General features: G+C 69.5%; 10 protein-coding genes and 1 pseudogene. 1 reads left to right on the top strand and 10 read right to left on the bottom strand.

Features of this window, described 5'->3' with window-relative positions; translation table 11 throughout:
• Nucleotides 1–28 precede the first annotated feature (28 nt).
• From ABZO29_RS38250 to ABZO29_RS38215, 8 genes are all read right to left on the bottom strand, one after another.
• Complete coding sequence (locus tag ABZO29_RS38250) at nt 29–3022, bottom strand: AAA family ATPase (RefSeq protein ID WP_367324770.1); 2994 nt, start codon at nt 3020–3022, stop codon at nt 29–31.
• The gene (locus tag ABZO29_RS38245) at nt 3019–4182 is read right to left on the bottom strand and encodes an exonuclease SbcCD subunit D (RefSeq protein ID WP_367324769.1); all 1164 of its coding nucleotides are present in this window, start codon (nt 4180–4182) and stop codon (nt 3019–3021) included. The genes ABZO29_RS38250 and ABZO29_RS38245 overlap by 4 nt, the downstream gene beginning before the upstream one ends.
• A 248-nt stretch (nt 4183–4430) precedes the next feature.
• Nucleotides 4431–5468, bottom strand: coding sequence for a hypothetical protein (locus ABZO29_RS38240; RefSeq protein WP_367324768.1), 1038 nt, complete (start codon nt 5466–5468; stop codon nt 4431–4433).
• A gap of 159 nt (nt 5469–5627) precedes the next feature.
• On the bottom strand, nt 5628–6947 hold the full coding sequence (locus ABZO29_RS38235; protein ID WP_367324767.1) for a hypothetical protein: 1320 nt from the start codon (nt 6945–6947) through the stop codon (nt 5628–5630).
• Nucleotides 6948–7292: 345 nt separating this feature from the next.
• On the bottom strand, nt 7293–10379 hold the full coding sequence (locus ABZO29_RS38230; protein WP_367324766.1) for a DUF3962 domain-containing protein: 3087 nt from the start codon (nt 10377–10379) through the stop codon (nt 7293–7295).
• Between the two features lie 31 nt (nt 10380–10410).
• Nucleotides 10411–14130, bottom strand: a complete 3720-nt coding sequence (locus ABZO29_RS38225) for a hypothetical protein (protein WP_367324765.1) — start codon at nt 14128–14130, stop codon at nt 10411–10413.
• Nucleotides 14123–15232, bottom strand: a complete 1110-nt coding sequence (locus tag ABZO29_RS38220) for a hypothetical protein (protein ID WP_367326354.1) — start codon at nt 15230–15232, stop codon at nt 14123–14125. The genes ABZO29_RS38225 and ABZO29_RS38220 overlap by 8 nt, the downstream gene beginning before the upstream one ends.
• A gap of 146 nt (nt 15233–15378) precedes the next feature.
• Nucleotides 15379–16965 carry a PD-(D/E)XK nuclease family protein gene (locus tag ABZO29_RS38215; protein WP_367324764.1) on the bottom strand — a complete coding sequence of 529 codons (1587 nt, stop codon included), beginning with the start codon at nt 16963–16965 and terminating at the stop codon, nt 15379–15381.
• Nucleotides 16966–17192: 227 nt separating this feature from the next.
• Between ABZO29_RS38215 and ABZO29_RS38210 the strand changes: the two genes are divergently transcribed.
• The gene (locus ABZO29_RS38210; RefSeq protein WP_367324763.1) at nt 17193–18755 is read left to right on the top strand and encodes a serine/threonine-protein kinase; all 1563 of its coding nucleotides are present in this window, start codon (nt 17193–17195) and stop codon (nt 18753–18755) included.
• 44 nt (nt 18756–18799) lie between these two features.
• On the opposite strand, the gene ABZO29_RS38205 is transcribed toward ABZO29_RS38210, so the two are convergent.
• Complete coding sequence (locus tag ABZO29_RS38205) at nt 18800–20803, bottom strand: class I SAM-dependent DNA methyltransferase (RefSeq protein ID WP_367324762.1); 2004 nt, start codon at nt 20801–20803, stop codon at nt 18800–18802.
• 234 nt (nt 20804–21037) lie between these two features.
• Nucleotides 21038–21277: pseudogene (locus tag ABZO29_RS38200) on the bottom strand (IS5/IS1182 family transposase); the annotation flags it as partial.
• Nucleotides 21278–21379 lie beyond the last annotated feature (102 nt).

Here is a 21379-nt window from a genome sequence, read left to right as displayed (position 1 = left end):
ACGCCCATTGGGCCGATGCCCCGGGGCACTAGCCGATCCCCCGCTGCCGTACCACCGACCCCGACCTCTCCTTGACGACCTCCAGCTGAGCATGGATCCGCCGCCGCAGGTCGGCGACATGGCTGACGATGCCGACGCTGCGGTCGCGCTCGCGCAGGGAGTCGAGGACGTCGAGGACCTCGTCGAGGGTCTGGTCGTCGAGGCTGCCGAAGCCCTCGTCGATGAAGAGGGTGTCCAGGCGGACCCCGCCGGCCTCGTCGGTGACCACGTCGGCGAGGCCGAGGGCCAGCGCGAGCGAGGCGAAGAAGGTCTCGCCGCCCGACAGTGTCGCCGTGTCGCGCTCACGGCCGGTCCAGGCGTCGACGACGTGCAGCCCGAGCCCGCTGCGCCCGCGGCCCGCCCGGTCGTCGGAGTGCACGAGGGTATAGCGGCCGGACGACATGCGCTGCAGGCGCACGGTCGCGGCGGCGGCCACCTGCTCCAGGCGGGCCGCCAGCACGTACGACTCCAGACGCATCTTGCGTTCGTTGTCGGCCGAGGTGCCCGCGGTGAGCGCGGCCAGGCGGGCCACGCGGTCGTACTCCTCGCGCAGCGGGGCCAGCCGTCGTACTCCTGTGGTCGCGCGCGCGGAGAGACGGTCGAGTTCGGTGCAGCGCCGGGCGGCCGCGTCCCGCCTGGAGGCGGCTGCGCGCAGCCGCTCGGCCGCGGCTGCCGCCTCCTGTTCCGCCGCGGCGAGGTCGGCGGGGGGCTGCTGGGCGGCGGCCGCCGTGCCGGCCTCGGCGAGGACGGCACGTACGGCGGCCTCCTCGGACTGCCAGGCGTCAAGGCGCCGTTGCAGCTCCCGGTGGGCGGCATCGTCGAGGAGCGCCGCGGCCGCGGCCTGCGGGGTGTCGAACCCGGCACGGAAGGCGGCCTCGGCGAGGCGCCCGTCGGCCGCCTTGAGCCGCTCGGCGCTCTCCTCGGCGGCACGCGCCGCGTCGGCCGCGTCGGTGAGCAGCGCGGCCTGCCGCTCCAGCTGCGCGGCCCGCGCGCCCACGCTGTCCAGACTGCCCCGGGCCTGCGCCAACTCCTGCTCCAGCGACGTCCGTTCCCGGTCCAGGGTGTCCCGGCGCGCCGCCCTGGAGGCGGTTCTCAGCTCCGCCTGCCGGCGGTCCTCCGTCCGCCGCTCGTGCTCCTGCTCGGCCCGGCGCAGCTCCTCGTGGGCGGTGTGCAGGCCGGAGGCGTCGCGTCGCGCCCGCGCGTACAGCTGCTCCAGTTCCTCGACCTCTTCGGCAAGGCGGTTTGTGGGCGTGTCGCCCGCCTCGGCGCCGGCTGCGGCGAGCGCCTCGCGTACGACGCCGAGGCGCTGTTCGTCCTCGGCGTGCCGTTCCTCCGCGCGCTGGTATGCGGCGAGCGCGGCCTCCTCGGCCTCGCGGTCGACGTGCCCCGCGACCTTGCGCGCGGGTGCGGGGTGTTCGGTGGCGCCGCAGACGGCGCAGGGTGCGCCGTCCTCGAGGTTCGCGGCGAGTTCGGCGGCGATGCCGGTGAGACGCTGTTCCTTCAGCTCGAGCCAGTGCTCCTTGGCCCGCAACACCTGCGCCGCCGAGGCGAGCGCCTGCCGCTGGGCGTCGTCCGTGTCGACGCCCAACTGGTCGCGCAGCCGGGCCGCCCTGAGGCGCTTCTGCGCGGGTTCACGCTGGACGGCGAGCTGTTCGGCGCGGCCGGCGGCCTCCTGGGCGGACTCGATACGAGCCTGCAGCCCCGCTCGGCTCTCGTCCCACTCGGCGAGCCAGCCCTCGGTCTCCGCGAGCACCTCTTCGTCGGCGCGCTCCTGGCGGTCCAGGTCGGCGCGTTCGGCGACGATCCCCTGCAGCCGCTGCTCGGCCCGGCGGGCCGACTCCAGTCCGCCCAGCTCCTCGGCGGCCCGGCGCGCGGCGGCCGCGAGGCCGGTCGCGCCCGCGCCCGCGAAGGTCTCCGGCAGCAGGTCACGCGCGCGTGCCTCGGCGGCGGCCGCCCGCCGGTGCTCGGTGTCGGCCGCCTCCCGCAGGTCCAGCGCCGGCGCCACGGCCTCCGCCTTGCGGGCCCGCTCCATGCGCGCCTGCGCCTCCTGGTGGGCGTCGGCCCGCTCCTGAAGCAGCCCGGCCCGTTCCCGCGCCTCGGCGAACCGCCGCTGCAGCCGCGCCACTTCGCGTACGGCCTCCAGGGCGCGCTCGGCCGCGGCCTGCGCGGACTCGGCTGCGGCGAGCCCGCAGTGGGCGATCGTGAGCTGTTCGCGGACGGTGCTGCGGGCGACGGCGGACGCGGTCAGCACGCCCTCGGCCAGGCCCGGTTCACCCGGGGCCAGCTCCGGCAGGTCCATGGCCTCCCCGGCGGCCTGCTGCATCCGGTGGGCGTCGGCGAGCAGCGCCGCGTCCCCGTCCCGCACCTGTGCTTCGGCCGCGCGCCGGCGCTCGGCGAGGCGCTTCTCGACCTCGGCGAAGCGGTGGGTGTCGAAGAGGCGGCCGAGCAGCCGTCCGCGGGCCTCGGCGTCGGCGCGCAGGAAACGCGCGAAGTCGCCCTGGGGCAGCAGCACGACCTGGCAGAACTGCTCGCGGCTCATGCCGAGCAGCTGGGTGACCTCCTCGCCGATCTCCTGGTGCGAGCGGCTGAGGTCCTTCCAGGCGCCGGCGACCGCGTCGTACTCGCGCAGCCGGCTCTGGGCCTTGTCGAGCGTCGTCCCCTTGCCGCGCAGCTTGGGCCGCTCCCAGGGCGGCTGCCGGGTGATCTCCAACCGGCGTCCCGCCACGGTGAGTTCGAGGGTCACCTCGGTGCGCGTGCCCCGTGCGGCGTGGTCGCTGCGCAGCGTCATGCCCTGGCCGCTCTGCCGGGCGCCCGGGACGGCGCCGTAGAGCGCGTAGCACACGGCGTCCAGGACGGACGTCTTGCCCGCGCCCGTCGGCCCGTGGAGCAGGAAGAGCCCGGCGGCGGACAGAGCGTCGAAGTCGACGCGCTGCGTGCCGCCGAAGGGCCCGAACGCGGTGACTTCCAGCCGGTGCAGCCTCATCGCGCCGCCTCCCGCACCGTCTCGTCGGCGCGCACCGCGTCGAACGCGTCGCGCAGCACGCGCTGTTCGTGCTCGTCGGGCCCGGCGCCGCGCACATGGGCCACGAAGTCCTCCGCGATCTGCTGCTCGCTGCGGCCGGCGAGCCGCCGGGCGTAGGACACATCGGGGTCGTCCGGGGCCCGCTCGGGGTCGAAGACGAGGCTGAGCGTGTGCGGGAAGCGCTCGCTGAGCCGGGCCATGGGGTCGGCCGGGCGGACGGCGTCGGTGAGGGTGGCCTCGACCCACGCCTCCTCGTGCCGCGTGAGCCCGGGATCGGCGAGGATCTCCTCCAGGGTCCCGCGGATTCGGGCCAGCGCGCGCGGCACCGGGCAGTCGATCCGCTCGGCGATCGGCGAGCCGTCGGCGCCCAGGTCGACGAGCCACATGGTCTTGCGGTGGCCGGCCTCCGAGAAGGAGTAGGGCAGTGGGGAACCGGAGTAGCGCACGCGTTCGGTGATGGTCTGGCAGCCGTGCAGGTGGCCCAGTGCCGCGTAGTCGACGCCGTCGAAGACTCCGGCGGGCACGGCGGCCACCCCGCCGACGGTGATGTCCCGTTCGCTGTCGCTGGCTTCCCCGCCGGTCACGAAGGCGTGGGCGAGGACGACGGACCGCGTGCCGGGCGCGCGGGTGGCGAGGTCGGCGCGGACCCGGTCCATGGCGGCGGCGAGCACTGCCTCATGACCTGGCTTCTCCACCCCGAACTCGTCCTTCACCAGGGCCGGTTCGAGATAGGGCAGGCCGTAGAAGGCCACGTCCCCATGAGTGTCGGCCAGCACCACCGGTGTCCCGGCCGCCGAAGGATCGGTCCGCAGATGGATGCCCGCGCGGCCGATCAGTCCCGCGCCCACGCCGAGCCGCCGGGCCGAGTCGTGGTTGCCCGAGATCATCACCGTCGGCACACCGAGTTCGGCGAGCCGGTGCAGGGCGTCGTCGAACAGCTCGACCGCGGCGAGCGGCGGCACCGCCCGGTCGTACACGTCTCCCGACACGACCACCGCGTCGACGTCGTGCTCCCGCACGGTCGTGACGAGGTGGCCGATGAACTCGGCCTGGGCACCGAGCATGTTCACCCGGTGGAACGCCCGGCCGAGGTGCCAGTCGGAAGTGTGCAGCAATTTCATGAAACGGCTCTGACCTGCATGTTTCTCTCGGTAACGCCCCAAAAAACCAGCACAAGTCAGCACGGGAACCCCGGACTGACACCCACCACGCTAACGCCTGGAAGCACCTGATCCACCACTGACCTCACATCGCGATCTCACATCAACCATCGCGCCAGTGGAATTGATTGACCTTTCCGATGCCGCTGGTCCGCCATGCTCTGCTGAAAGATGCCGACCCCAGCAACACACCGTGCTCGTGCAGGCTCTCAGAACTTGGCGAATCGCGTATCAAGGCAGTCCTGACACATCTCTGCTTCCTCCAACGCAAAGTCGGCTGCCCGACCGCAGTACTGGCAGATGCCCTCGAACGTGTTGCCGTCGGCGAAGCAGATCAACACGTCCACCCCGTCCGAGCTCGCGAGAGGAGCGGCAAAGACAGCGGTCGTGCCACATTCAGAGCAGTCGTGCACGGGGGTGTCACCGCCATCCGTCACAACCGAGTAGTAGCTGGTGCCGGCGAACTCCCAAGCGGCGTCGGAGCCGCCGCCATACCGACGTCCACACAGAGAGCACTGGACTGACTCGTTGCCGTCCAGCACGACGGCGAACTGGCCGCAGGACAGGCAGGCAACCGTGGAGTCCTTGAAGGTATCCAGGACCTCACCCAGCGCTTCAAGTCGGTGGGCGACGAAGTCCTTGAGGTGCCTGAATCCGGCCCGGATGTCGTCCATCTGAAGTTGCGCGTCCCACGCCTCGGGGGAGGAGTCGTGAGGCAACACGTCGGTGTCGATGAAATTGAGCAGCAGGTCGAGCACCGGGATGGTCCTCGCCTGGACGGCGATGGTTGTGTCCTTGGCTCCGAAGTGCTGGAGTCGGTTGCGCAGGTTGGCCAACGCCTCCAGGTCGGCGTACTTAGGCTCGATGGCCGTCTTGATGCCGACGTCGTCGCGCAGCCGCTCCAGGGCCGCATTGATGCCGCAGCTGTGGAAGATGCCGGCCTCGTGCTTGGCTTGGTCGAAAGTCGCGGGCTTGCTCCAGACGAGGCTGGGGTCCTCCATCTCCAGCCGAGCCTTGAACAGAGTCTCGGCCGCGGCTTGGAGGTGCAGCACGGCGTATTTCAGGTCGCGCGGGGCCGGGCTGCCGTCCTCGCCTGACAGCGACTTGACCGCGCTTTGGAGGAAGTCGAGACCGTTCAGCACAGGCGGAAAGTGGAAGTCCTTGACCTCCACTTCGGCCTCTGCCGTTACAGCTGGCAGCTCCGCCTCCACCTTCCCAGCGACGTCGTCGTCATCCGCTCCCGCCATGTCCCCCGCATCCTCCCCTTGCCTGCGCGTGATCGCCCTGGACGTGACAGCCGCCAACCGGCCGCCAGAACATCATCTCAAGGACATGCTGTCGCCCTCGCGCGCCTGCGCGGCAACACAACCTGATCACGTTTTTGTATAGAGCAGACGCTTCGATGGTCAGCCCGCTGAGCCTCCTCGCCGCTCTCTCGTACGCTCGGCCTGCGTCATCTCGTCGCCGATAAGTGCCGCGAAGACCAAGGAACGCGAGCCATTGAGACTGGCCTCGATCTGGTCCCGGATGATTCCGCTTGCCTTGCCGCGAGTGCCGATCCAGCCGTCCTGGACGAGCTGAGTGAAGGTAGTGTTATCGAAGTATCGGGGCACCGTGTGATAACCAAAGACTTCTCCCCCTTTCGGGCCGGTCGCGAGACCGGGCTGGTGGCGCAGCCACTCAATATGCTCCCGCGTCAAGTACATCCCGCCGATCAGCGCATCTCCCTTGGGCGCCGTCTGCTCGGCCTTGCAGAACTTGATCCAGCAGGGCTGCGGGTCGAGGCGGTAGTCGAGGGGCGGTTCCTGGTCGAGCTTTCTGCACGCTTCTTCGACGTCCCTCATGCGCTTCAGCTGCTCGTCCAAGTCAGCGTCCGGGCGATATCCCCACTCACTGCGGCCCGCTCCCATTTGCTGCATCTTCTTGTACTGGACAAGGACGAAGCTGTCCCGATTCACATGGTGGTAGATCAAGTCGATCCCCAGCGTGTCCTCCGCTGGCAGGCGGTTGACGTTAGCTATGAAGAGCTTCTGATCTCCCTTACTGAAAACCCGTTTCGCGAGGTGCTCAGCATCGCTGCCGATCCAATCCGAGAACCGTTGCGCATCATGGAAGACGAGATGATCCTCGTGTGCTGGATGACCTGGCAGCGTAGCGAGGACCGGCACGCGGTCCCCGTCCTCATCCGGAAAGCGTGCTTCACCGATGATGCTCCGATCGAATCCTCCTAGCTGAAGCGCCAGCCCGGTGGCGTCTCGTTCCTCCACGAAGAGCTCCCGCACTCGGCCGAGGATGCGAAACCCACCCACCCGTTCTTGCAGGCGAGCAATGACATCAGCGAGATCGGCACGAGATGTGGTGAGCGCGTCCAGCAACTCCTCCCCGGCACGCTTCGTCAGCGCGCCGGACAAGCCGGTCACGCGCCGGTGCCGCGGATGCATCAGATCAGACAGCTGCTCCATCGGGACGGGGGGCTTGATGCGATGAAGCTGCGTCACCTCGATCGTCTTACGGAACGTGCCCGCGCGCCGGCCACTCTTGGCATGCCCGACGTACTCGACAAGGGGCCGACCGCTCGCCTGTCCGGTCACTACGAGAACGACGTGACTGCTCTTCCATACGTCACGTTCCCCGACCGACTCCCAGCCGGCCTCGAACTGGCCCGGCCGCCGAAGATGGGCAAGAAACGTCTCTTCATCAGAAGTGCACCGCAGGATCGCCACCATACGAGGCACGTTACGTCGAGTGGTACGTGCGCCGCGCCTTGGGGCCCCTCCATCGCCATCAAGTCGCCTTCCTGGTCAAGGAATTGTTGCCGCAGACAACCGCTACACGAGGTCTCCCGCCGGCTCGGCCACCGGTCGGTCAAAGCCACCGTCGACGTCTACGGGCATAACAGCCACCTCTCAGCACCTGCTAGCTTGCGGGCGGCTCGACAGCGGCGCTGAGCATTCAACCCGTTCCCGACGGCGTAGAGGAGGCTCCGCCGGTTCAAGTGGGCAGGTGCACCATCCCCAGGCTCTGGGCACGCATCGTTGCGTTACGCACCGCATCAAGATCCCATCACGACATCACATGGCGAACAGTTGCAACTGCCCTTCAGTGTCGGCATCCGCGGCCTCCGACTCCAGGTCCGGCACAGGCTGTTCCACCGGCGATGCGTCCTGCGCGTCGTCGAGATCGTTCGAAGCACCGGGTTGGCCCGCCGCCCCCTCTCCTGATTCCGCATCCTCCGCCTCATCGTCCTTCGGTGTCGGCAGGACGTACTCCTGCACCAGGCCAGCCAAGTGGAGCGGCAGGGGCAGGGCAAGAGGCTGGTCGTAGTCCGAGGGCTGGCGCAGAACGTGGGTGAGGAGCGCGAGGGACTTCGGGTCGTCGCCGTCGTCCCGGTGGCAACCGAGGACGGCGATCTCCAGCAGCCCAGGCATCCACGCTGCCTGGCCGGTATCGATGGTGGGTTCGCCCTTGCGCTTGCCCTGGGCGATCGGCCGAGGCGCGAGCTTGTCGGCGGTTACCGCCGCGTGCTTGAACTGTACGGGCTTGGCCGTCGTGCTGAAGAAGACTCGGGCGTTCTCAGCGGTGTTTTCCGGCGCCCACAAGCCCTGTTGGATGCCGTTTGCCTTGCCCTCTGGGGCTCTCCCCCACCACTGCGGTGTCTCGTTCCGGGAGCCTGCGCGGACCCGGACCAGCCTCAGGTCGGGGTCGAGGCGACGAGCGGGTGCGAGGCCGTCTTGCAAGCGATCCTGTTCGACCCGGCCGTCTTGGAGCCAGGTCCAGTGCGAGCGAGCGTTGTGGGCCTCGGCGAACAGGACGGTCGGCGCGGTACGCAATGATGCACGCAGGCCCTGGAGCCACTCGGCGGCCTCGCGGCGCTGCCGTTCGCGCTCTTGGTAGCGCTTCGGGCGCTCTGCCTCACTTTCCGTCTGCGATTCCGACGTGTTCGCGGCTTGGTCCTGTGGTTCGCGCTGGCCGGGCACAACGGGCTTGACCTCGGCCTTTGTGGTCAGCCTCAGCAGGAGTTCGGGGTAGGGAACCCACGCTCCGGCGCCGGAGCGCGCCTCGGGGTCCCAACCTTCGACGCGGGCGGCGCCGGTGCCAGCCGGATCGGGGGTGACCATGACGCCGACCGGGAGGTAGGCGGCCCAGCGATTGCGGGTTGTACGGTTCTTGCGGACCATCCACAGTGCAGCATGCCGCAGCCCGTCGGGCAGCCCGTCCTCTGCGGCAAGCCGCGGGACGGTACGCGCGCCGAGCTGCCGCAGGCCGTCGTTCCAGGCACTGAGCGTGCGGTGCCTCAGGCTGGACGCTGTCTCCGCGCCTTTGCCGTTCTCGTCACCTGTCACGGGCACGGTGGTGAACTGTGTAACGAAGCTGGCCTTGGCGCACCCGAGTCGCATGGCGAACTTCGGGTCGTGCAGTCTGCTCGGGTAGGACGCGGCGCGGCCGATCTCCACGAGGGCCAGGGCCGGCGCGTCGGTGGTGCGTTCCGCGGCCAGCCACTGTGCGGCGCTGTCGCGGCGGGCTGCGGTGGCCGCGGTCACCTGGGCGTCCTTGATGCGAGTGCCGGTGGGCAGGTCAAGGGGGGCAAGGAGGCTGTCGGCGGTGCGGTCACCGAGCGCGATGAGCGGGCGCAAGCAGTGGACCCGCACGGTCAGCTCCGGAGCAGTCCATTCGTGCACCACCGCTGCACCAGCCGTGGCCTCGTCGTACTGCTGTGCAGTGAAGGACCCGCCGTCGCCCTTGAGGCCCAGATGCTCGGCGAGGGAAGCCAAAGCGGCGTCACGCAGCCGCGGCGACTGCCACAGCAGCCGTGCCTCAAGCACGGGAGCGCCGGCCTGGCGCGCCACGCCATCGAGGGCGTCCAGCGCATAGGCTGTCGCTAGCCTGCGCTGAGCGCACCGCTCCGCGTCGACCGTCTCCTTGCCCCCCTTGGGGATGTTCGCGGGCGCGCCCCTGTCGATCAACGAGAGGTCCGGCGCGCGGCGTACCTCGGGCGTAAGGGCGCCCTCCGCCCAGGCAGTGAGCTGCGAGAGCTGATGTGCCATGAAGCCGGGACCCACATCGTGCCGTCCCATCGCGGTGCGGTATAGGACACCGGCCCGGGCGTCGTCGCGCAGCCAGGACGCGGGATCGGTCAGGATCGCGTCGGCGTCCGGGAAGGGCTCGCCCAGGGGCAGTCCGGCGAGCATCGCTGCAGGGCCGCCCGCGCGCCACCGGTCGGCGAAGTCGCCCGTCTCGCCCAGGTCCTTGTCCCAGTAACGCTCCAGACCGGCGATGGCGAACCGCTCGCTGCGGGGCGTGCCCGGCAGGAATGGCCTGCGCGGACGCAGCAGGACGGTGGTGCTCGCACCCCACGGGAGGTGCAACCGGCCCGTCTTGGCGCTGGTACGAGTGGCCCAACGGCGAACCGACCAGCGGAGGTTGAAGCGCGGCAGCGGGTCGAACGGCACGGTCTGAAGCGTGATCGACAGCGTTACCGACCACCAGGAGTCATGCTTTTCGTCAGGGCCGGGAAACCGGATCGGCTCGGAGACGAGTTGGGCACCCTGGTCACGCGGTCCGCGCGGCATGGCTCGGAAGACGAGTTGCCCACCGTCGTACGGGTACGGGCCCAGCGCGAGGATCCGGCGGGCCAGCCAGTCGGGGCTGAGGCTGTACTGGTGCGGTGACGGACGCGCGGTGCCGCCTGGGGTCGTGTCACGCGGCATGAGTTCGTGGTGGACGGTCTCCCAGCGCGGTGGATGGGCAGCCAATTCTGCGATGGTCTCCTTCAGCAGGCCGCGGTACTCGATCTCGGGCCGCAGGTCACGCAGCCAATGCTTGAGAACCGTGTCCAGGGCCGGGCCGGGGAGCGGGTCGGGCAGGTCGGCGGGCGCACACAGCCAGTGGGCCGGCGCGTCCCGGTCGCGGTCGTGGAAAGGGCGTGGCAGCGCAAGGACGTCTGGCGCGAACGCCTGGAGGACCTGTTCCAAACGCCAGGTCGGAGCTGTCCGCCACGCCTCCTTGCCCGCTGCCACCCGGGGCGCGTTGCACAGGGTCAGGACGGCGTCCCGCCACTGCTCGGGGAAGGGCAGGACGCGGTAGGGCGCGGTATGAGAGGCGAAGGCGTCGGTCGGGCGCCAGGCTGTGGTGCGGGCGGAGCGGTAGACGGGTGGCATGGGTCAACTCCTCGCGAGCTGAGGCGGGGGGTCAGCGGTGGGTCATTGTGCTGAGGGCGTTGTAGAACGGCTGGTACAGGAGACGGACCAGCGCGCGAGCCGCCGCATCGGGGTGGAGCGATGCGGAGTCGGGCTCGGCCTCTTCGGCGCGTGGCCGGTCTGTCAGGTAGGGGTCGAGGATGCCACCGAGGGCATGGAGCAGGCCGTCGGTGCCCGGCGCATCGGTCACGGGGGACGGCTGGCCTGTGCTGCCGGGTGCGAGCTGCCTCGCCAGGCGTGGCGAGAAGGCGGCATCGACGAAGACCACCCGCGCGGGCACTCCGCCGCGTACCAGACGGCCGATGACTTGCCACAGCGTGACAAGTTGGTCCCAGGCAAAGGCGCGCTTCTCCCAGGCGGGCAGTGAGCTGTAGGCGTACCTGCGGTTGAGCAGTCGGCGCCATTCGCGGCGGCCCTGGTGACGCAGGGCTCGGGCCGCTTCGTCCAGCGACCCTTCCTTTTCCATGAGTTCGGTGAGCGTGTGCGGGCCGTCGAGGCTGTCGCGGCGCGGCTCGTCGCGCAGCATGCCGCTCAGCCAGTCGTTGACTGCGAAGACGGACAGGTCGAGGTCGTCGGGGCGGGGGTGCGGGCGGACCAGGAACAGGGCGGTGCCGAAGGCCGCTTTGCCCTCCTCGTTGAGGATGTTGTGGCCACGCTCGACGGCCAGCAGGGGAGCGACCAGGACTTCTGCGGTGTCGTCGTCGGCGAAGCGGGCGACGTCGCCACGCCTTAGTGTCGCCGGAGTCTCGTCCGGCTGCCCGGGGGCGGTGGCGGCTGGTCCACCGCTGCCGCGGGCTTCGTCGTCCGGGATCAGCGCGCTCACCTTGCCGCGCCAGGCGTCGAACCGGTGCAATGCCTCGGCCACTGCAGTAGCTTCCCGGTAGCTGCCTACGAGGATCAGCGCTCGACGGCGGGTCGTCTCGGGGATACGGCTGATCTCCTGGCCCAGCACCGAAGTGCCGCCCGGGCCAGGTTCACCGAGCCGCCGGGCCATCGCGACCGCTTGGGCGAGCCGGTCGCGCGGCGGTGTGCCGGAGAGGCTCATCGGGCGGCCGTCGCGGTCGTAGAGGAATCGGGTGGCGAACGCGGTTCGGGCCACGGCAGCCAGGGATGCGTCGGTGGGCTTGAGGACGAGGCTCACCGGGACGCGGACGTGGGCCCGGCTGGACTCGCCGGCCCAGCTGGTGCCGGACATCAACACGACGTGCGGGCCGCCAAGGCCGGTGGCCGGGTCGGCGCCGAGACTGTTCAGATTCAGCAGCAGCTCGCGCCCGACTCCCGCACACCGGAAGAAGCGCAGGGTGCCGCCGCGGCGTCCGGCGTCGTCGCGTTCCTCGCCATCCGGGAGGTACTGGTAGCCGAGGACGTTGCCCATGGGCGCCTCGGGCACCAGCGGGGCGTAGTCCAGCGGGACGCGCCGGGCCAGCTCCCTGCCCTGGGAGTCCAGTCGCAGGGCGGCCTCCACATGCGGCCACAGGAACGTGAGCCGCTCCAGCCGGTGATGCAGGGTGCTGAGCAGCAGGAGGAAGGAGAGCCGCAAACACAGGGCGTCCCACCAATCCTGCGTTGGCTCGGGCGGGGGCGTGGCGGCTGCGGGCTGTTCCGCCCGTGCCTCCTCCGTCACTTGGTCGACGAGCTGACCGGCTAGCTTGCGCACCCGCTCCTTCGTGCGGCCTGCTGCCATATGGTGCAGAAGAGCGTCGGCCGTATCAGCGAGGACGCGGCTGAGCGGGTCGAGGGCTTCGCCTTCCCCGAACGGATCGTCGCGGAAGGTATCCCAGGCTTCCTCAAGCAGGCGGCGGACCGGGGAGAGCGCGAGGTGCGGGGAAGGGCCGGGCTCTTGCGCCACGTCGTCATAGCCCTCGTAGAGCTCAGCGCTGTCGGAAGCGGTGTCGTCTGCAGCGGACGCCTCCTGTGCGGCCTGACCCTGCACACTTTCGCGATAACGCTGGGTCACGTCGCGGAACAGGTCGTCGAGCAGGCTCTGCTGGAGCGTCCACGGACTGAAGTAGGCGGGATCAGCCCACTCCCTGAGGTCTTCGTTCTTGATCAGCAGAGCGCAGAGCGGGTCGACGGCAAGAGTGACGGTTCCCAGGGCCCGATTCCACTGGGCGACCTGGCCATCGGTCAACGGCAGGCGGGCCCGCCTGCTCAACTCTTCAATCTTGTAGCGGTTGAGCTGGTCAAGCCAGGAGTCGGTGTCGGGGCGAACCAGGGTGCCAGATGGGGTGAAAAGGCGGTCCAATGCCATCTGGACGCTGTCCGCCTCGTCCACGAAAATCAAATCGCTGCGCAGGCAGGCCAGTTCCAGCTGACGCAAGCGCTCTTCATTGAGGTGCGCGGGCACCTGGCTCTGCACCAGGCTGGCCGGGTTGGCGACCCAGATCAGAGCGTCGACTTGCGCACGGGCAGCCGCATGACGCGGGCACTCAGCCCACAGAGGGCAACCGTGCGGGCGGCCGGGCAGGCGGTCCTGGGCGTGGGTCATGCGGGGAGCGGTGGCCCTCCGGTCGGGAGCCCATTGCTCCAGAACGACCGTTTCCGGTTCTGCCGCGCAGCGCTGTGGCTCAGGGTGCAGCCGGGTGCATGGTGCGTCGCGGTATTCCAGCGGATCACCCTCGATACCGCGCAGACCGCTCACCGGGCAGGCGGTGCTCAGCAGGTCGAAGCCGGGGTCATCGTGGTCGAGTAGGTTGTCGAGCCCTCGGGCGGAGAGCCGTCGGTGCAGACGCTGGACGTGCTGCTCACGTGTGGTGGCGCCGAGCACCGGCGCGACGGCGATACCGAGGAGGTCGAAGAGACCGCATAGCCGTAGCTGTTCGGCGACATCGCCGACAACGAGCGTGGTGCGTAGCGGGATTGCACGCCGGGCGGCCCATACGGCCACCAAAATCATGAAGGTGCTCTTGCCCGCACCGACCATGCCGGCCAGGTGGACCATTCCGGCCAGTTCGACCTCGTCGGCCTCGGTATAGTCCATTCCCGCGGCATCGCGGGGTGCGAACCTGACCCCCTCCAGCCGCTGTTCCCAGTGACCGGGATGCTGGACCCCCACCTGACGCTCGCGCTCGTCCATCCATCGTGCAGTCGCACGCAGTTCGCCGCGGCACACGCTGAGGGGCTCGCCGCCACCGGGTCGGCCCGCGGCAAGGTCGTGGCCGGGTGGGTTGGCGAAGACGAGTTCCTCGGGAATGGTGACCGAGGCAATGCGGCGGCGTTCCTGGAAGGAACTTGTCCCTGCGGGGGCCGGTTTCAGGGTACGGGTGATCAGGCTCGGCAACTGGGTAAGGGTCTGGTCGTAGACGTCCATCCGGCGCCCGGCCACCATCGGCACCACGGGTCGGGGACCGCCGGCGGTTCCGTCAGGCGGCAGCTCGTAAGCCCGCAGCCTGTCGGAGACCAACCGGTAGGAGTCCAGCGCCTGCCGCCAGGCGCGCCTTCTGAACTGCCACAGGAGGTGCCGGGCGGATGCGAGGGCCATGCGCTGCCACGGCTGCTGCGCCAACCCGGCACGCTGCGCGAACGGATAGCCTCCGAACAGCACGTAGGCGTCTGCGGCATCCGCCGAGGGGGCAATCAGTTCGAGCAGCCGCAGCCCCAACTCGACACGGCACAACTCGACCGGGCCGAACCCGTCCGGGGCACCGGCCTCCGACCACTCCTCCCCCAGCTCCCCCGCTACCGAATCGCACCAGGCTTTCTCGTCACGCATTCGTTCCCTCCCGGCTGTCGCCGCGAGTGCCACGGCGCGACTCGGCCAGCCGCTGCCGGGCGGCCCGGACTATTTCGTCATCAGTAAGCAGGCGTACAGCAGCGGCCGCTGCGGGCCGAGCTCGCTGAAACGCCTGCTGATATCCGGGGCGCTCGCGTACCCGGTAGACAGGCACCACCCAGAACGCCTCGTCGTACGGAGGCTCGGGCCGCACGGGGCGGGCGGCCCGGCCGAGGAAGGCTGGATGCGCCCAGTCTTTGACGTCGACGGCCCAGCGGTGGCCGTCGGGGAAGACCACCAGAACGTCGTATGCGTCGAAGCCGGGCCACATGGTGACGCTCAGGCCCAGACCGGTGAGCCGGTCCTCCAGTTCCACCTCGGCCAGTCCAGGCCCGGTGACGTGTCGACGCAGCGGGCGCTCCAACTGGTAAACAGTGCCAGCGTGGGCCGCTTCGATCAGACGGCCGACCGGTGGATCTCCCTGGCGTCGACAGCGATCCCGCTCGCACCACCACTCTCCGCCCGCAAGCGGCGTCAGCAGTGTCCCGCAGCGGCCGCACACCGCGTAGCAACCGTCCCGGCTCCAGGAAAGTGGGACCTCCGGGTAGATCAGGTCGATGAGCTCCCAGACCGGCTCCAACGTGAAGTCGCCATGCAGGGCAAAGAGTTCTTGGGCCGTCAAGACCGGCCGCCGGACCAGCAGGCCGCGGAACTCGGTGTACGCGTCCTCCTCTCCGTGACTGCGACACCGGTCCAGAGCGGTCCGCATCACCTGCTGGTCGCGATGTCGCACAGCCGGGTCAGGCGCCGAACGCTCCCATTCACTCCACTCATGGCACAACTGGGTGGGGCGATGCGAGTACGGGTCGAGCAGAACGTCGTCCGGGCCAACGGCGTCTGAGGGCAGAGACAGGGGCCAGTCTTCCAACGGGATGTCGGCACACCGCTGGACGAGTTCCGCGAGCGAGTCGGGTGGCCGGAGTCCGCGGCGCAGCCAGGCGACGACGGCCCGGTCCAGGGCGAGTTGGACGACGGAAGGGTATGGCAGAGAGAAGGCGTCCAATCCAGTGGTGTGGTCCAGGACGCACAGGGCCCGGGCCACAGTGGCCAGCAGCGGGACGCCGTCGTGGGCGGCCCAGGCATCGAGCGTTTCAGCGGACGAATCGAAGGCGGAAAGGGGACTTGCGGGCACGGTTCTCACTCCAGGTGGTATGATGAACGACTTGACGGAGAAGGCTCGAACTTCCCTCAGCCTGCGGCAGCCACGCGCTCTTTGCCGGTTACACACCAGGACAGCGCCTCGCAGTCGGTGCAGTCGTAGCCGGGTCGGGGCGCCGCGTCGTAGCGGGTCTCGGCGGACCAGGGCACGGTGTACGAGGCAAGAACGTTACGAGCGTGCTCGACCGTGGCCTCGTCGCCCGGATCGAACTCCTCAAGGGCCACCCCGTCCGGGCGCAGGAGCTCCAGCTCCACGCGAGACCGTCGCAAATCGCCGCCGAGCACGCCGGTCGCCAGCAGCAGTACCGCGAGGGCAAGTTGCGGATACTTCTCCAGCAGAACGGACCGGCCGCCCGGCGGAAACGCACTGGTCTTGGTCTCGCGGACGACGACTCCGCCGCGTTCCTCGTAAACCAGGTCGCAGGAGGCGATGACAATGACGTCGGACTGTGGGTCGTGGGCTGTCACTCGATGCTGCGGGCGGAACTGCGTCGCAGCCGGATTGTCGAGCGGGCACCGGGCCCGGTGGGCCCGGAGCATCCCGAGGGCAGGAGCCAGCTCGTCCTCCGTGAGACCCGGCAAGTGCGCGGGCAGAGGCACCTCGTGACACGCCGGGGCCCCCGCCGAGGCGTGACGGGCGTTGAGCCAGCTGTCGACGGCCCGGCCTCTGCGCACGGCCTCGTTCTCCCGAACCGAAGTCGGCAGTTTGAGCACGCGGGTCAGGTGGTAGCGGGCAGGGCAGTCGTGATGTGCTCTCAGGTCGCTGACCGATACCGTGCGCCGCTTGCGAGGCCGCGTGGGAGGTGGAACCACGAGGAGAGCGGGCACCCGCGGTACAGCGGAGCACTCGGGTAACACCTTGCAACCCGCGCAGTGGGCACCGGCGACGCGTTCGCGGCCGTCGAGGACACGGCCGAGCCGGGACACGACGTGTTGCTCATGCAAGTCCCGGATCTCTTCGGCGCTCCAGTCCGCGAAGGCGTCGGTCTCGGTTGCGCGCAGAAGACGGATACGGCCTTCGGTGAAGCCGGCAGAGTAGACCCGGACGCGTTCTGGCCGCGGCGGTGGCGCCGGATGCCTGAGGGCTGGGGACTGGTGCTTGAAAGAAGGAATGCGGGCCGGGATCCCGTAGTACAGGACAGAGGCGACAGCAGCGAGTTCGGGCAATGGGAGGCGCTCTTTGGCATCTCCTTTGGCGGGAATGACGAGTTCGCGCAGCGTTCCATCGCCCGAGGCATACTGCCGCCCCCAGACACTGCGCTCGTAGTCGGTGATGCCGCGCACGTCGGGCTCCTCGAGCGAGCGGAACGCCATCCATGCGTCTGGGGCACAGAACGTGCGGGGGAGGTTAGCGTCATTGCGGCTTTCCTGGTCCCTGCGGCGGGCATCGAGGTAACGCTCGGTGGCCGCCTTCGACCAGGCCACATGCTGCGGAAGGCACCGGGACCGCGTCCCGCGACACCGCTCCAGGGCCTCTTCGATGCTTTGCGCCGCACCGGACTCCATCTGGTCGAGCAGCTCCTGCGCGAGCGCGAACGGGAACTCCTCTCGCGGTGTCTTGGACGAAACCCGGTCCACAGCAAACACATCTCGGCGGACATTGAGAGCACGGTTCATCGGACAACCGAGCTCCTCGTCCCGTAAGTGACGGACCGGGATGCGGGCCAGGCGCCCGGCGCCGACCGTACCGGGGGGATTGACCCAAGGCTGCACGGTGCGGACTCCTTGCGGTCTCGACGGTGAGGTGCATCACCGTGACAGAAGTCTGTGAACAAAGTCAAGGCACGCAATATTCTGCTGTAGCTTGGCGTCTGACGGTTCGCCAGGAGAAGCAGGGAGCGTGCGTGGTGGAGCCATGGCCGGCGGGGAGGAAGCTCGCGGGCAGATTCAGCCGTGCCGGGGAAGGCGCTTGGGGCGGCATGGGCGTCGTTTACCGGGCGACCGACGACAACCACGCCGGGCGGGCGGTCGCAGTGAAGTTCCTGTGGCCGCGAGATTCCGAGGCCGCCCTACGCGGATACCGGGCCCCCACCTCCGATGAGTTAAGGCGTTTTGACCGCGAGTGCGAGATGCACCGACGCTTCGGTGGCCAAGGCGTGCCCGCCTTCGTCCACGCGGATCTCTCACCGCCGCGCCCGTACCTCGTCACGGAGTACGTCGATGGCGAGGACCTGCACGCTTTCCTGACCCGGAACAGACCCACGCTCTCTGCAGCGGCGTGTGTGGTTGTTCCGCTGCTGGAGGTGCTCGGGCGGGTACATGGGGCGGGCGTAGTGCACCGGGACGTCAAGCCCGCCAACGTTCTGCTGGCCCGGCGCGACGGCGTTGTGTATCTCACCGACTTCGGCATCGCCCTGCCACAAGACCCGACGGCAACCCGATACACCAACGGCCGGACACCCGGCACCATCGGCTACATGGCCCCGGAGATCCACCGCGGCGAACGTAACCCGGGCCCGGAGGCCGACCTCTACGGTGTGGCCTGCATCGCCTTCCAGATGGTGACCGGACGGCTGGTTTTCGAGGCCGGCCACTCCGACTACGACTTGGCCCGCCTGCACTGCGAGGAGCGACCGCCGCTGCTCAGCGACGATATCCCCACCCTGCCGTCCGGGATTGTAGACATCACAGACCGCATGCTTGCCAAGTCACCTACCGACAGGCCGCCTTTGGAACTGGCCCTTGAGATCTGGCGTCCGCTACTACCCTCGCCCGGCGACCCGGCTCCGCGTCCCGGCTTCGATCCTGACCCGACGCTGCCCCATCGCGCCGCCCACACCACTGCGGCCCCGCCCGCAACAGCATCGCCCGCCGGCGTGCGCCGCCCCCGGGTGCACCGTCGCCCCGTCGGCGGTCCTACCCGGTCCGCCCTGCGGAATCTGTGCGCCGAGGCCGAGATCGAAGTCGAACGCGGCGAACCAGGCACGGCCGTCGACGAGCTGACCGCAATGCTGGTGCGCGCGGAGCAGTGCCTCCCTGGGGCGGTCCGCGAAGTGCAGGGCGCACGCCTCACTGTGGCCCGTGCTCAGCTGCTGCGTGGGGAGACGGCCGCCGCCGGCCGCACTTACCGGGACGTCGCCAGGCGGCTCGCGGACGCACCGGCAGGCACGGGGACCGGTGAACTGCGGGTCCGGGCGCAGCTCGGAGCGGTCCAGGTGATGGCTGCGGAAGGGAGCCCAGTCCAGGCGGTGGCCGACGACTGGCTGGAACTTACCGAAGGACTCGCGTATTGGCCGGGGCCGGGGCCGTCCCGCCAGACCCTGGAATTGTGCCGGGAGGTAGGCGTCGAGGTGGAGGAACTTGCTTTGGACGCGAAGCAAGGAGAACTGTCTCAGGGGCTGCCCGACGCAATCCAGAAGCTGCTGGCCCGCCTCGACACCCAACTTGACGAACCTCGCAGAAACTGAAGCCACGTGCCTGCCAAGCCCCAGTCCCTCAGTCCCTCAGTCCCTCAGTCCCCCGTCAGCCTGCCCTGGGCCAGCAGCCCCGACAACATGGCGGAGAGCAGTTCACCAGTCCTGTCCAGATCTGCCACTGCCTCTCGGAACCGCACGAGCTGGCGGTAAGCCTCCCCAATCCGCCGCTGCTGCGCCATTGTCGCGCGCAGGACGCGCAGTCGGCGTACGTCGACCCGGGATGTGGCGGAGGCACGAATTCCTGCCCGCTGGTCGTTGCCTGGCGCCCGCAGACACGCGGCGAGGAAGAACGGGTCGAGCAGCGCAGGGTCGGTGCGCAGCCGAACAGTGTGGGCACCGAGCAGGCGTGGGCCAGCCGACTCGACCCAGACGTCGAATCCGCCAGCTGCGGTCACGACCACGACATCACCGAAGGACGTCAGAACCCCTTGCCCCTCGTCTTCCAGCCCGGCGGCCTGCGCCTCGGCAACCCAGGGTTCCTCGCCCGGGACGGCCCAGGGGGTGACAACGCACAGGGCGCCCTCGGCCCGCGTTCCCTGCTGGATCAGATCGTCGGCGACGGCCTTTCCGGCCGTCACGTTCAGGGCGCCGGAACGTTCCAAGTCGCTTACGACGATGTAGCTGAAGTCGTCCGGCACCGCGGCACCCACCTCGTGGTCGCGAACGGCCTTGGCGGCGTCGTCCACGTCCATTAGTGCCTTGTCCCAGCCGGCCCAGGCACGGCGCAGTTCTACTGGCCCCACGGACCGCTCAGTCACGGTGCGCCGGGAGGGCGTCAGATCGGTGTCGTCACTGAGCAGTTCCATGACCGGCACCCGTGTGGTGCCTGGTACGTCATTGCCGCGCAGGGCCGCCACGGTGCGCTCACGCAGACCGTCCCAGTCAACGGCCGTGCCACGGCCGGTGAGTGCGGTCGTCCGGCAGTCCGCTGCATCAACGAAGGTCACCTCGTTCCCGGGGCGCTCACGGGGCGTTGCCAGCAGCCACAAGTGGAGCCCCACCCCGTGAGGCGGCGCACTCCCGGGGGGCAGCGCGACCACAGCTCGCACGGCTCCGGAACGTACCAGCCCTGCCCGGATTCGCCGTCCGGCCCGGCGCGAAGCGACACCGGGCGGCAGGACCAGCACGGCGACACCCCTGGGCTCTAGCACGGACAGGCAGTGCTGCACCCAGGCCAGCTCCGGCTCGGTCCGCGGTGGCACGCCGTACACCCAGCGAGAATCGGTCGCCAAGTCGCTGTGTCCCCAGGAACGTTCATTGGACGGTGGATAGCTCAGAACGACATCAGCGCGGGAGGCTTGCGGCAGGGGTGCGTCACGCAGTGTGTCGGCGGACTGCACGTGGCGCTCGCAGTCCGGGAACTCCAAGGCCAGCCTGGCCCGGGTCAGGCGGGCCAAAGCGGCGTCGCTGTCGACCCCTGCGAGCACAATCGGGGGTACCTCGTCCGACCATCTCCGACCTGACGCAGCCAGCAGCGAGCCCATCCCACACGCGGGGTCCAGCACCCGACGCACCGGCGTACTGCCGCCACGCAGCTCGGCAGCCAAAGCCACCATGGTGTCGGCCAGTTGACGGGGGGTGACGGTCAACTGGCGGACGTGGACGGCGTGCCAACGATCCAGCAGCACCGTGAAGGCTTCCGCGGGTGACTGACGACGGGCCAGCCGCACGACCTCATCCGCAAGTCTCAGGTCTGCAGCGCCGGGGCCCGGGGCTGCAGGCGGCGGCTCCATCATCGGGATTGCCAATCGCTCACCTGCCGAGGCCAAAAGATTGGCCATCCCATCCCGGTCACCGAGGTCCTCGATTCGTGGCCACAGGCGGTCCCAGCCGCTGGAGGACTCATCGATCTTGCCATGACGGAGAAGCCAGGACTCCGCGTCCGTCAGGGAAAACAGGGGGCTGGCATCCGTACCGCCAACAGGATCCGGGAAGTCGCTGTGCCGTCGCCTCCAGTTACTCACGGCGGCACGACCGACTCCAGCGAGCCGTGCGATCCCGGCAAGGCTGAGCGTGACCGCTTCGTCCTGCTGCTCCATGGTCTCTCGTCTCAAGGATGGTGTGGCTGGATGGGGCGGGCAACGACGCACCCGATGTGCGATACGACTGGCAAGCAAAGCCTACGCGTTGACTCTGTCAATGTACTCTCGGCCAGGACGAACGAGGCGGGACAGCGGCTACAGGGCCGATCATCGCCCCGCGCTCGGGTCCGCGCCTCAATCCCGTCAGGACGCGCTCGTGAACCGTATCCAGCCACAACGCCGCACCGACAAGCGCCAGGCTTTCGCATCCGCAGTCGTGCCCGGCACCGGGCGGGCGGCGGCCACCACCAGGCTCGTGTCCGCGTTCGCGATGACCTGCACGTTCGCCGAGAATCGGTAGTTACGTGAGAAGGTGCCGCCCACCATGCGGTCGCGGACGGGAATGAGGGTGCCGTCCACGATCCATAACCGCTCGGTGGCATCCTGCGGAGCGCCGGCGGGCTCGAGCGCGAGCAGCGGGCCACGGCGCTGTCCGCGCCGGGACCGTCCCAGCGCGTAGTCGGCCGGCTCGACCTTCAGACCTCCGGGCGGCTCAGTTTGCAAAGTCCCCTTCTCGACGTCCCACGCCGCCAT

The sequence above is a fragment of the Streptomyces sp. HUAS ZL42 genome (assembly GCF_040782645.1).
In the GTDB taxonomy this organism is placed as follows: Bacteria; Actinomycetota; Actinomycetes; order Streptomycetales; family Streptomycetaceae; genus Streptomyces.
The sequence above is the reverse complement of the archived record's forward strand: the minus strand, read 5'-3'. Positions and strand labels throughout refer to the sequence as shown.

Coding starts and splice junctions, on each gene's coding strand:
- ABZO29_RS38235 (WP_367324767.1), bottom strand. CDS start 6,947: ATGGTGGCGATCCTGCGGTGCACTTCTGATGAAGAGACGTTTCTTGCC.
- ABZO29_RS38215 (WP_367324764.1), bottom strand. CDS start 16,965: ATGAACCGTGCTCTCAATGTCCGCCGAGATGTGTTTGCTGTGGACCGG.
- ABZO29_RS38240 (WP_367324768.1), bottom strand. CDS start 5,468: ATGGCGGGAGCGGATGACGACGACGTCGCTGGGAAGGTGGAGGCGGAG.
- ABZO29_RS38250 (WP_367324770.1), bottom strand. CDS start 3,022: ATGAGGCTGCACCGGCTGGAAGTCACCGCGTTCGGGCCCTTCGGCGGC.
- ABZO29_RS38205 (WP_367324762.1), bottom strand. CDS start 20,803: ATGGAGCAGCAGGACGAAGCGGTCACGCTCAGCCTTGCCGGGATCGCA.
- ABZO29_RS38225 (WP_367324765.1), bottom strand. CDS start 14,130: ATGCGTGACGAGAAAGCCTGGTGCGATTCGGTAGCGGGGGAGCTGGGG.
- ABZO29_RS38245 (WP_367324769.1), bottom strand. CDS start 4,182: ATGAAATTGCTGCACACTTCCGACTGGCACCTCGGCCGGGCGTTCCAC.
- ABZO29_RS38230 (WP_367324766.1), bottom strand. CDS start 10,379: ATGCCACCCGTCTACCGCTCCGCCCGCACCACAGCCTGGCGCCCGACC.